The following is a 12,336-nucleotide window of genomic DNA, read 5'->3' as shown; positions in this document are numbered from 1 at the left end:
TAGTGCAGCATCTTCATCTGTGTCAACCTCTCCTGTAGCAAGCATATTATAGAGTTTTGTTTCAAGCTTTCTATCGTCCTGAAAGTCAATCAGCGGCTGAGCAACCGCTGAGTATCTGGTGATATAAGACACAATGTTTTTTAGCTCCTTCATTAGTTGTAGCAAGAATAGGCTCTATATGCATTAGTACAAATGCTAAAACAACACAGTAGTACAAAGACTTTTTACTTGTACTCGTTCTCAAGAATAACAAGAATATGTTCCCACAGGTGCTCGTACGGCACAATTTCTATTTCAGCATATGCATCACCTGGGGTAGGTGCTTCAGATAACCGGTGATACAGCTTTTGCCCTTTCTTTCGGCTACTGTCCGCATCAAAGTCTTCTGTTACAGTAAGAATCAGTAGTCTTAAGAAAGTTTTACTTCTTAAACTGAAGGAATCTTTTAAATGCGTAAGAATATACTTCTTAAGGCTCTCAATGCGATAAAGCAAGGCCTCAGTTTCTTTCTTCTTTAAGAAGTACACGAACTGAAGGATGAGTATTGCTACATTAAAACCTTGCTTATCTTTACTATATTCAGGAAGGTATATTAAGAAAGGGTTTTTCCCGGACAAGCACGCACCGTCTGTCTCTGAAAGTAGCAAATTGTAAGCCTCATATAAGCTCCACCTTTCTTTTGCTGCTGCAGATAACTTTAGGTAATTAGAACTATTCTGAACTCTCTGGAGAATTGAAGAGGCCAACTCATACTTAGCACTATGTACAGCTAAGAGGAAATAGTTTTCCAAATAAGCGTACCAATTGGGTGTATTTTCTTTTAGCTCGTGTAAATACTCAGAGGCATAGTGTAGACCACTATTTAACTTTCTCGCTCTGAGGTGAGAATAAATAAGCTCAAACTTATTAAACAGTCTGTTAAACCTAAAGGTATTTATTTTACCTGATTTGATCTTATTTTCTGACTCTATGGTTAAGTCTACAATTGCTTCAAAATTACCGAGCATTTCATTGTATATTAAACTTGCTCTATAGTAAGCATTAAATGCCTCAAAAGAGTCAATCATGCAGTAAATATCATAAAGCCTTTTCAAGTCGCTTCCGAAGGTGGTTATTTGACTTTTCCTTAGCTTCACAGACCTTTTCGCATTTAGTTTTAGTGATTGATAAATTGTCTGTGCTTCGCGCTCGTACAGTTTTATTTTGAGCAATCTGCTTAGATCATCTCTACAAGATTTAAAATCTTTATAGTTACCACTCTCAGTGTAACAAGTTAACTCTAGCTCAGTAGCGTCAATCAAGCAATTATTGAACTCATATTTGATAGCTACTTTTTTTACCTTACCAACTAAATATAAAACGAGGTCAAGTTCATTTAGTCTGAGCAGGGCGTGAGCATGGTGAAGTAGCTTTATGCACTCAAGCTCTGCCTGATGAACTTTTCCTACTTTGTACTTATCAAAATCAACAAAGAATAAGTTATTGTACAACTTCTTCTTCAACCTCACCTTTAGCATCTTGTACCGAACGTCGTTTGGGTTCGTACCATAAAGGTCTTTGGAAGCTACATAGTCATTATTGTACACATTATTTAATGTGTTCTTTAAAAGTGTCGACTCTTTGCCCTGCTTTAGTTCAGATAAACCTGAAGAACTGTTGTTTACTATATGCTTACTTAGCTCTGCCAGAACTTTAATCTCATTCATATTAGATAAGATTTATCATATTTATAATTACTAAGATTCAGGTTACCTTATCGGTAAAGTAAGTTTTTTTATCTTTATAAAAGCTCTGTTATTGCCAAGTAAAGCAAAGTAAAGGATTTGTTTGTTACTTTTATCTATTTTAAATCTAAAATTAGTTTTATAAAACTTCTCTATTATAGTTATTAAAAAGCTTCAATCAAAATATTCTACTTACCTAACACTTTTGCTATAGTTACTTTAATATACATTCTTTCCTTTGTACAGCAGACAAATGCGCTGATCTTTGTATCAGTTATACATTAAAACTAAAAAAAACACAGCAATGGTATCTCTTTTAATCACTCTGCTAATCTCTCTGACTACACCTCAATCAGATACACAAACTACTTCCACTTCAACCACTTCTACTAACCAGACAATCTCTACATTTGGAGGTGCTTCTACATGGAATGAGGCTACAGACTGATTTTTCCCTAACTTGCCTCAAAAAGCTTTTAGCCAAAGGGTAAGTACATGAGGAGAATTAGCCTAGCATTCGTTTGCTTCCTATTACTTTTTACTTTCTGTAGTCAACCAGAGCGGGCGCCTGAAGAGGTACGCGTGCGGTTAGCAGCTGACCCGGAAACGCTGAGCCCTATAAGCTACAGCAGTTCCGGCGCGCTACAGATCATTAACCTGCTGTTTCAGAGCCTCCTGAGCGCTGACCTGGGTACAAATGAGATCAAGCCATTCTTGGCCTCAGGCATGCCCACGGTGGAGCGACAGGATTCCTTGACCCTCTTTACTTACACGATAAGAGATGAGGCGACTTGGACCAACGGCACCCCTGTAACAGCAGAGGATGTGGCTTTTACGTTGAAGGTAGCAAAGGCCCCGTTACTAAATAACGAAGGCCTGAAGCCGCAGCTGGAATTCATTCAGGATATCAGAATGGACAGGGAGAACCCGAAACGCTTCACGTTTGTGTGCGCCGGGTACGCCCCGGAAATGGAGTTGCTGACAGGTGACTTCTTTATTCTTCCGGCTTACCTTTATGACCCTGAAAACCTGCTGCAGCACATTGCTGTGGCCACATTGAGCGGAGATCTTTCTGAGCTAGAAAACGATGAGCAGCTAAAAGCGTTTGCTGCCAGGTTCAACGCGCCCGACTATGGGCGCGACCCAAACCTGCTGCAAGGCAGTGGCGGCTATATTTTGGAAAACTGGAAAAACGGACAATACCTGACGCTGACGCGCAAAAAAGAATGGTGGGGGAATAATACATCTAACACACAACATCTGACAGCCAATCCGCAGCGCGTCAGTTTTCAGGTGATTCCAGACATGACCACAGCCCTGCTGGCCCTCAAAAACAGGCAGCTGGATGTGTTGGAAAGTATTCCTGCTGCTGAGTTCGAGCAACTGAAGCAAAACCAGAGCTTCCTGAAGGATTACGCCCTGCACGCCCCCGACGCCTATGAGTTTATGTACGCCGGCATCAACTCACGCCTTCCAAAGTTTGCTGATAAGCGCACCCGACAAGCCATTGCGCACCTGCTCGACGTGAACAGCGTCATTAAAGTCACGCAGCAAAACTACGCGACACCTACCGTGGGTTTGATTCCGCCTTCGGTTACAAAGTTCTACAACACCAGTTTACAGCCTTACACATTCAGCCCTGCCAAAGCAGCGGAGTTACTGAAGGCAGCAGGCTGGCAGCGGGAAGAGGACGGCTGGTACCAGAACATCCATGGTAAAAAAGAACGGCTAAGCCTGGTGGTGGATTACCGCGCTGGTAACACCAGCTTTGAGAATGCCGCCATTATCCTGCAGCAAAACGCCGCCAAGATCGGTATTCCGGTGCAGGCGCAGGGCCTGGAGGGCAGCTTGATGAGCCAGAACTCCAAGCAGCACCAGTTTGAAGTCTTTTTCAGGTCGCTTTCCGGCAACCCTTTCGCCTTTAACTTCAAACCGCTGCTTCACACCACGTACGCCGAGGTAGGCGGCCTCAACTTCACCGGCTTTGGCACTCCCGAAAGCGACCGCATCCTGGACCAGATAAGCAACACAGTTACCTCTGAGGCTGAAATGGCAAAGCTGTTAAAACGACTGCAGGAGATTATGTACACGGAAGCTGCCTTCATCCCAATGTATTATGAGAAGGAGCGCCTGGCCATCCACCGTCGCTTTGCCAACCCAAAGATATCCGGCCTGAAACCAAATTACGACGTCAGCGCCTTCACTTTAAAAGAAGAGTAAGCCCTGCACAACATGCGTTCATACTTGCTCAGGAGACTACTACTGGCGCTGCCTGCCTTTTGGCTGTTGGCTACGGTGGTGTTTTTACTGAGCAGGATGTTACCTGGCTCTTTCGGAGAGGAACGCATACTTGAGACCGAAGCTGGCTTCTACACAAAAGGGAATGACAGCAGCCGACAGGCGGCCTATGTACAATACCTGCAGAAAACGGGGCAGGACAAGCCTCTTTTTTACTTCAGTCTTTCTCCCTCCCCTCTCCCGGACACGCTGTACCGAGTGTTCCCGGAGGCGAGACGCCAGCAACTCCAACGGCTAACCTTCAGGGGCGGCTCCTGGCCTGCCGTGGCTGCCTTCGACGCAGCCGTTCAACAGCTTGTGCAGCATGCCAGGCAAAACGGGCAACACAACCTGGAGCCGCACCTGCAGGTACTCCGCTACAGTACCGACTCGCACAAATTACGGCTTGCGCTTAAGGCCCTGGCAGGCACCGACACAGATGTTACCACCCAGGCGCTTACCCGGGCAACAGCCACTAAGTTTGGCAGCGTAGAATCACACTTTAGCACTTACGGCTTTCTGCTCCCCACGCCGCGCTGGAACGGCACCGACAACCAATACCGCACATGGCTAACCGGGCTTTTCTACGGAGATTTTGGGCGCTCCTACCGCACCAACAGGCCCGTTGTGGAAATGCTGTGGGAGGCAATTGGCAACACGTTCTGGCTCCTGCTGTGCAGCATGCTTTTTACACTGGCCCTTGCACTGGAACTTAGCGTACAGCTGTCTAAGAGAAAAATGAAGTGGCTGCGGCGCATGGTGCTTCCCTCGCTCTTCGTGGTGGACAGCATTCCACTGTTCGTCTTGGCGCTGCTGCTGCTGGTGCTCCTGGCCAACCCGGACTTTCTGCAACTCTTCCCGGTGTACGGCATGGGATACTTTGCAACAGAGCCGCTGCCGCTCTGGCAGCGCCTGGGGCAGTGGCTACAGTTCATGGCACTGCCCATTATTAGCATGGTGCTCGTAAACCTACCTTACCTTACCAACCAGATTTACACGTCGCTACAAGCCTCCCTAAATGCCAACTATACGCGCACGGCCAAGGCAAAGGGGCTGCCGGAGCACCTGGTTATCCGCCGCCACGCGCTTCGCAACGCGCTGCTCCCTGTTATTACCATCGTCTCGGATTTTTTGCCGGCCCTTGTTGACGGTTCCATAATCATCGAAACCATCTTTGCCATTCCAGGCATTGGCCGCCTGCTGGTGGAATCGGTGCTGGCGCGCGACTACCCCGTCCTGACCACGATTGTGCTACTTGTGCTGGCTGTACGCATGCTGGCCTATGCCCTGGCTGAGGCAGCATACGCCTGGGCTGACCCGCGCATAAAACAGAAACTGGCATGAGGAAAGTATGGCAAAGTATAAAAACGCTCTGGAAAGCGCACCTGGGGTTTAAACTGGCTGTGCTTTACCTGCTCCTGCTGCTCACGTTGGCGCTGTTACTGCCGTTGCTGCCCCTAAACTTCGGCCCAAACTACCTGGACCTGGAGCATGCCTTCCTTTCGCCTTTCTCTTCTGAAGCGCTGGCGTCAGGACATGTGTTCGGAACGGATAATCTCGGGAGGGACCTGCTGGCAAACATGCTGTACGGCGCTCGCACCGCTTTCTTTATCGCACTGCCTGTGATGTCTTTGGCAACATTACTTGGCCTGCTTCTGGGTACCGGAGCCGGCTTTTACGGGGCCAACGGGCTGGTGCTGCCGCGCCACAGGCTCCTGTTCTTTGCCCTGGCCCTGCTGCTGGTGCTGTACTACGGGCTTTACCTGCCGCTTTACGTGTTTAAACTAGGAATGGGGTTAGCTGCGGCAGGCCTGTCTGTTGCCTTTCTGTTAGTGGCTATCGCCCTAAGCTGGGCTGCCACGGCTCTCCTGCTAAAGCGCTTTCCCTTCTGGAGAAAAGCAAACGCCGTTCCCGTGGACCAGTTTGTGCTGCGCCTAACGGAGGCGTTGAGCAGTATTCCGCGTTTTGTGCTGATCCTGGTGCTCGCGTCGTTTGTGCCTCCTTCTGTCGCGTTACTTTCCCTGCTTTTGGTGCTCACCCTCTGGCCCTCCGCCGCGCGTCTTGCGCGTGCCGAGATGCTGCGCATCAAGGGTCTCCCCTATTTTGAGGCGGCCCAAAGTATAGGAAGCTCGCCCCGGCGACTGCTCTGGCGGCACGCTTTGCCTAACCTGCTTGGCCCTGTTCTCGTGGCTTTTACCTTTGGCCTCGGAGGCTTGCTGGCACTGGAATCCACCCTTTCTTTCCTTAACATCGGCGTACCTACCACACTTGTTAGCTGGGGCCGTACCATCTCAAACATCCGGGGCAACACCTCTGCCTGGTGGCTGGTGGCTCTTCCGGGCGGCTTGTTATCGCTAACTGTGCTGGCGCTTTATACATGCAGCCACTATCTCACCAAAGAATTCAGAACAAAAAGCAAGGGATAATATGTTACCTTTTAACGCATAAATTCCACTGAACACCTCTCTTACATTACCAAGAACGGCAGTCAACCAACATCAACCCGAAAACCACAACTCAAACACCCAAACTATCAATGTTACTTTTGCCGTTTAATATTCCTGTTCCTGCAGGAGGGGCATGCTTATACTTGTAGCGTGTTAGAACCCAAAACCCCCAATCGTTCACATGACTACAAAGATCATCCCTTCACCCCAGATGTTGGTTGAGGCCTGCTTCAACAAAGCAGGCGTACCTCCCATTGCCAGCATAAAAACGACCTCCCTGGAGGACGAACCTGCAGGCTACGCTACCATTGACGGCAACATGGTCACTCATATTGCCGGATCAGATGCGGTGAGCAACGGCGCTGGCATTTTCATCGGCGATTACTTTGTTGGCATTGCTGACACGTACCAATCTGTAAGTATAACACCCTTCGTGCGGTACTAGCAGAGGATAAATTTACTATAATCCCCTTTACCCCTTTATAACAAGTTGGTTAAATAGAATTTGTTGGTTGTTTGTGTTTAGATTAGGCAATTAGCCCTGTAGTCCCCCCTGCAGGGCTTTTGCTGCCTAAGCCCTGTTACACTCTCAAGCAGCCACTCCAAAGCCTTCTCCCGATCAAAGAAACGCGCTGTAGAAAGGTTAACCTGCGACTGCGTGTCGATGTGGATGTTGCTACTGATCGCCTCTGTGAAAATGTCCGGGTTTGTGATGCGGGCAAAGCGCTGCACCCTCACCTGGTTCACCTTGGGCATAAAGCAACTCTTCAGCCAGGCCTCATCACCAGCTCTAAAGCCGCGCAGCCTCCGGGTGTCGACCACCAGCAGTACCGTTTGTTTCTGGCTGAGTGTGGCAAGCAAAGCGTTCAACCCCTCCTGCAGCTGCCTGCTTGTAACCGCCTGGTGCCAGATCATCTCAGCCATACTTAAAGCCTCACTGTACCGGATAGTATAGCAGCTATTATCACTGATAAGCATAGATTGTGTTTGTTTCCCCCTGCCCATATAAGGCATAGCTTACTGATACGCAGAAAAATTAAAAAGTTCGGCCTAGGCCAAAAATTGTAAGCTATTTAGGCTTTTTAACAAACTTAATACTGGTATTATGCTGCATTCCGTCTTTTTTCTCAGTCGCTGCACCGCCACCGCCATTAAAGGCAGTAACTTAAACCATGGCAAAGTTACCTACAGCCGCTAGCCATAGCGGCTGACACAGACGAGCAAAGGCTGTGACAGGAAAGAGTAGCCAGGCCACAGCCACCGGCCTTCATGCACCAACTTGCTATAGTTATACTTTGTTTTACTCAGGCGCACAGAGCAGCGGTTTAGGAGCACCTTTACGACCAGCTAACTGTCAGGCGTTTGCAGCACACTTCCTGCTTCTATAGCAACGTATAGCCTTATAGCCTCTTTTGAATAATTTTATAGTTATTTATTCAGTTTTTCAATAAATAATATACTTATTTAAACTTAGCATCGTATAAGGATAAAATATCATAATTCACACTCAGCTTATAAAGAAAGGGAGGCAGCATGGGAACAGTCAGGCACATTCTGCAGAAAAAAGGGAACAGCGTGTTCGCAGTCGCCCCCACCTCCACTGTGTACAGCGCCCTGGAACTGATGGTAGAACGGGACGTTGGCTCTCTATTGGTGACGGAAGATGGCCGTTTCGCCGGTATTTTTACGGAACGGGACTACGCCCGGAAAGTGATACTGAAAGGGAAATCGTCCAGAGAGACCCTTATCCGCGACATCATGAGCGAGCACCCCGTCACCGTAACACAGGACACAACGGTTGAAGCCTGTATGTCGCTTATGACCAGGCGCTACATCCGCCACCTGCCTGTGGTGGAAGAAGACCGGCTGGTAGGCTTAGTCTCTATAGGAGACATCGTGAAGTACATTATCGAGGAACAGAAGTTCATCATCGAGAACCTGGAGCACTATATTACGGGCCACTGACCTGCCGCAACAGTTGCTGCGGCCAGAGGGGCTCTCACAAATATTCGCAGGAGGCGAGAGGGAAATGTATGCTTTAGAAGAAAATAACACGCTGTTGTGGCCGCTGCTTGTCTATGGCGCCATCGTGCTCAGCCTGGTGGGGCTCATCCTTGGCCTCTCCTATGTGCTGGGCTCGCGCCACAACGACCGCGCGACCGGCGAGCCTTACGAAGGCGGTATCGTGAGCGAGGGCACGGCGCGCACCCGCTTTTCATCCCAGTTTTACCTCGTCGCCATGCTCTTTGTCATTTTCGATGTGGAGACGGTTTTTATACTTTCCTGGGCCATCGCTTTTAGAGAGCTGGGCTGGTACGGCTATGCCGGTGTCGCCGTCTTTATGCTGATGCTGGCGGTAGTGCTGGTCTATGAGTGGCGCAACGGCGCGCTGGACTTTGGCCCTGACGGCCGCAAAATACTGGCCGCCTACAAGCGGCTGATGCAGAAGCCGGCAGCCTGATTCTTACTATAGCAGGCTCAAACACAATACGGACTCCTTAACCCACAACGCCCATGAAATGGTGGCTAAGCAAACCCGATGACCCGGTAAGCGCAACCAGCGGCACCAGCTCCTACGAGGAGACGGTACAGCAAAGCGTGATGCTGAGCACAATGCAGGACCTGCTGGCCTGGGGCCGCAAGAATTCGATGTGGCCCTTCCACTTCGGCCTCTCCTGCTGCTTCGTGGAGATGGCCACCAGCATGACACCCAAGTACGACGTCGCGCGTTTCGGGGCGGAGGTGATACGCGGTACGCCGCGCGAAGCGGATGTGATGATCATCGCCGGCACTGTCTTCATTAAAATGGCGCCCATTATCAAGCGGCTGCATGAGCAGATGATGGAGCCCCGCTGGGTGATTTCCATGGGAAGCTGCGCCAACTCCGGAGGGATGTTCGATATCTACAGTGTGGTGCAGGGGGTAGACAAGTTCTTACCGGTGGATGTTTACGTTCCCGGCTGCCCTCCCCGACCAGACGCCTTTATGGAGGGGCTGACGCTTCTGGCCGAGTCAGTGGGCAAAGAAAAAAGGCCGCTGAGCTGGACAATCGGTGAGCAGGGCATCATCCGGCCCGAAAAACCAGACGTGAAGGAAAGGCGGCAGGAGGCCAGAGCAAAAATGGTAAAGTTTAGGTCTCCGGATGAGGTGTAAGCTATGAATTAGTAAGGTATAGCACAGTACCCGGCAACGGCGGCAGGTGAGGCAAAGAGAGCGAAGCAAGCAGCGTTGAGGGCAGGCTAGCTATACAACGAGAGTTGATTGGGAGCAAACGGAGTCGCACAGTATCAAGCGTTACCTGTTCTCTCGGCAATTCCTAAGAGCAAAAAGGCACTCCTTATCAAAAAGAGGTTACTTATCATAAATAATCAACCGCAGAAAGAGTAGCATGAGGTAACATAGTACGGGCATTTTTCAGACTTCACCCATGGAAAACGGGAACAGCACATTAGCGCAACTGCAGACGCGTTTCGGGGCGGATACGTTCACCCCTCAGGCAACAAAGGATGATTTCCTCACCCTCTGGATGCCACACGACAAGATCGTGGACGTGCTGACCTTCCTGAAGAAGGAGCTTCCGCAGCCCTTCCTCCTGCTCTACGACCTGACGGCGGTGGACGAGCGAACCCGCAAAAGAGAAAACGGCCATGCGCCGCACGCCTTTACGGTTATCTACCACCTCTTCTCCTTCGACCGCAACTCGTTTATCCGGCTGAAAGTTGGCTACCGCGATGAGTTTCCGGTAGTGCCCAGCATCAGCAGCCTGTGGGCCAATGCCAACTGGTACGAGCGCGAGGTGTACGATATGTTCGGCATCCGTTTCGATGGGCACCCGCACCTGTACCGCATCCTGATGCCCCGCACCTGGGTAGGCCACCCGCTTCGCAAGGAGCATCCGGCACGGGCCACGGAAATGGGTCCTTTCGCGCTTTATGACGATAAAGTGGACCTGGAGCAGGCTGCCCTTCAGTTTAAGCCCGAAGAATGGGGCCTGCAGCGCCAGAGCGAAGACAGTGATTTCATGTTCCTCAACATCGGCCCGCAGCACCCGGGTACACACGGCGTTTTGCGCATCGTGCTGCAGCTGGATGGCGAGGACATAGTGGATGCCATTCCCGATATCGGCTTCCACCACCGGGGCCAGGAGAAAATGGCCGAGCGCCAGTCGTGGCACACCTACCTCCCTTACACCGACCGGGTGGATTACTTGGGCGGCGTGATGAATAACCTGGCCTACCTGATGGCCGTGGAAAAACTGGCCGGTATCGAGGTGCCGGAACGCGTGAAGGTGATCCGGGTGATGCTGTGCGAACTCTTCCGCATCGCCAGCCACCTGGTGTGGTACGGCACCTTTGCCCAGGACGTGGGGCAGCTCTCGCCGGTGTTCTACATGTTCACCGACCGAGAGAAGATCTTTGACATTGTGGAGGCGGTAACCGGGGGCCGCATGCACCCGAACTGGTTCCGCATCGGCGGCGTGGCCCAGGACCTGCCCAAGGGTTGGGAGACGCTGGTACAAAACTTTCTCAACTACTTCCCGAAACGCCTGAAGGAGTACGATAACATGGTGATGAAGAACAGCCTGTTTAAGGCGCGCACCAAAGGGATCGGCATCTTTACCCTGGAGGAGGCCATTGAGTGGGGCGTGACCGGACCGAACCTGCGCGCCTGCGGCTTTGCCTGGGACTTCCGCAAAAAGCAGCCCTACTCCGGCTACGAGCTATTCGATTTTGAGGTGCCCACTGCCAGCAACGGCGACTGCTACGACCGCGCCGTGGTACGCGTGGCCGAGATGCGCCAGAGCCTGCATATAGTAGAGCAGTGCCTGAAAAACATGCCCTCCGGCCCCTACAAAGCCGATCACCCGCTTACCACGCCACCCATTAAGCAGCACACCATGCACGACATCGAGACCCTGATCACGCACTTTTTAGGCGTGAGTTGGGGCCCCGTGATGCCCGCCGGGGAAGCCATGAGCTGCATTGAGGCGACCAAGGGAGCCAACGGCTACTACGTCACCAGCGACGGCAACACCTCCCCTTACCGCCTGCGCATCCGCACCCCTTCGTTCCCGCACATGCAAATGCTGCCATACATAACGAGGGGCTACACCGTGGCAGACCTGCTGTCTATACTTGGTGCAATGGATTACGTGCTGGCGGATATTGATCGCTAAGTGAGGTTAGAGTTGAACGTTATGAGTTACTACAGATTAAACGCTGGTGCGAGCTTGTAGCTCGAACCGCAAACGCTTTCCTACCTGTGCTGGTACGAGCTATAAGTTCGCACCAGCACAGGTAGGAAGGAAGAATTGAATACAAAGTCTCCGCTGGTTTGGGCCTGAGACGTTCAAACCAGCAGGAGCACAAAATAAAGAGTCGTATTTCTAACGTCCTGATACTTAAAGCAACCATATGCTAACCGCCGAGGAAAAACACCGGATCGACCATGAGATAAGCCTGGTGCCAGCACGCAAAAACGCCGGCATAGAGGCCCTGAAGATTGTGCAGCAAAGCCATGGCTGGGTTTCAGACGAGAGCCTGCAAGACGTGGCGGAGTACGTGGGTATGTCAACGGCCGAGCTGGACAGCGTGGCGACCTTCTACAACCTGATCTTCCGAAGGCCAGTGGGCCGGCATGTGATTCTTCTATGCGACAGTATCAGCTGCTACGTGATGGGCTACGAAGGGCTGCGCGACCACCTGTACAACACGCTGCAAATACAATACGGCCAGACCACAGCAGACGGCCGTTTTACGCTGCTCCCCAACTGCTGCCTCGGCACCTGCGACTGTGCCCCCGCCCTGATGATTGACAACGACCTGTACCGCAACCTGACGGTGGAACAACTGGATGAGATCCTGAGCAAGTATACCTAAACCAAAGCG

At 50.8% G+C, this 12,336-nt stretch carries 11 protein-coding genes; 9 read left to right on the top strand and 2 right to left on the bottom strand.

Annotated features, from left to right (window positions below; genetic code table 11):
- Positions 1 to 224 precede the first annotated feature (224 nt).
- Positions 225 to 1,706: a hypothetical protein gene (locus CA264_RS04320; RefSeq protein WP_025604908.1), complete on the bottom strand. Its 1,482-nt coding sequence runs from the start codon at positions 1,704 to 1,706 to the stop codon at positions 225 to 227.
- Positions 1,707 to 2,306: 600 nt separating this feature from the next.
- Here CA264_RS04320 and CA264_RS04315 point away from each other — a divergent pair.
- From CA264_RS04315 to CA264_RS04300, 4 genes are all read left to right on the top strand, one after another.
- Complete coding sequence (locus tag CA264_RS04315) at positions 2,307 to 3,944, top strand: ABC transporter substrate-binding protein (RefSeq protein WP_025604906.1); 1,638 nt, start codon at positions 2,307 to 2,309, stop codon at positions 3,942 to 3,944.
- Positions 3,945 to 3,956: 12 nt separating this feature from the next.
- The gene (locus CA264_RS04310) at positions 3,957 to 5,345 is read left to right on the top strand and encodes an ABC transporter permease (RefSeq protein ID WP_084196149.1); all 1,389 of its coding nucleotides are present in this window, start codon (positions 3,957 to 3,959) and stop codon (positions 5,343 to 5,345) included.
- Positions 5,342 to 6,427 (top strand): ABC transporter permease, encoded by a 1,086-nt coding sequence (locus CA264_RS04305; protein WP_025604903.1) that lies wholly within the window; start codon positions 5,342 to 5,344, stop codon positions 6,425 to 6,427. The genes CA264_RS04310 and CA264_RS04305 overlap by 4 nt, the downstream gene beginning before the upstream one ends.
- A 202-nt stretch (positions 6,428 to 6,629) precedes the next feature.
- Positions 6,630 to 6,893: a hypothetical protein gene (locus CA264_RS04300; protein ID WP_036775406.1), complete on the top strand. Its 264-nt coding sequence runs from the start codon at positions 6,630 to 6,632 to the stop codon at positions 6,891 to 6,893.
- Positions 6,894 to 6,970: 77 nt separating this feature from the next.
- Here CA264_RS04300 and CA264_RS04295 read toward each other — a convergent pair whose 3' ends face one another.
- Positions 6,971 to 7,372, bottom strand: a complete 402-nt coding sequence (locus CA264_RS04295) for a hypothetical protein (RefSeq protein WP_025604899.1) — start codon at positions 7,370 to 7,372, stop codon at positions 6,971 to 6,973.
- Positions 7,373 to 7,981: 609 nt separating this feature from the next.
- Between CA264_RS04295 and CA264_RS04290 the strand changes: the two genes are divergently transcribed.
- The 5 genes from CA264_RS04290 to nuoE all read left to right on the top strand — a co-directional run bounded on the left by CA264_RS04290 (position 7,982) and on the right by nuoE (position 12,327).
- The gene (locus CA264_RS04290) at positions 7,982 to 8,413 is read left to right on the top strand and encodes a CBS domain-containing protein (RefSeq protein WP_025604897.1); all 432 of its coding nucleotides are present in this window, start codon (positions 7,982 to 7,984) and stop codon (positions 8,411 to 8,413) included.
- A gap of 64 nt (positions 8,414 to 8,477) precedes the next feature.
- Complete coding sequence (locus CA264_RS04285) at positions 8,478 to 8,909, top strand: NADH-quinone oxidoreductase subunit A (protein WP_025604895.1); 432 nt, start codon at positions 8,478 to 8,480, stop codon at positions 8,907 to 8,909.
- 53 nt (positions 8,910 to 8,962) lie between these two features.
- Complete coding sequence (locus CA264_RS04280) at positions 8,963 to 9,601, top strand: NADH-quinone oxidoreductase subunit B (protein WP_025604893.1); 639 nt, start codon at positions 8,963 to 8,965, stop codon at positions 9,599 to 9,601.
- Between the two features lie 274 nt (positions 9,602 to 9,875).
- Positions 9,876 to 11,624, top strand: a complete 1,749-nt coding sequence (nuoC, locus tag CA264_RS04275; protein WP_025604891.1) for an NADH-quinone oxidoreductase subunit C/D — start codon at positions 9,876 to 9,878, stop codon at positions 11,622 to 11,624.
- Between the two features lie 238 nt (positions 11,625 to 11,862).
- Entirely contained in the window at positions 11,863 to 12,327 is a 465-nt protein-coding gene (gene nuoE / locus CA264_RS04270; protein WP_025604889.1) for an NADH-quinone oxidoreductase subunit NuoE, read from the top strand.
- Positions 12,328 to 12,336: the final 9 nt, after the last annotated feature.

This window comes from Pontibacter actiniarum, assembly GCF_003585765.1.
In the GTDB taxonomy this organism is placed as follows: Bacteria; Bacteroidota; Bacteroidia; order Cytophagales; family Hymenobacteraceae; genus Pontibacter; species Pontibacter actiniarum.
Note: the sequence above shows the minus strand (reverse complement) of the source record. Positions and strands in the feature narration are given on the sequence as shown.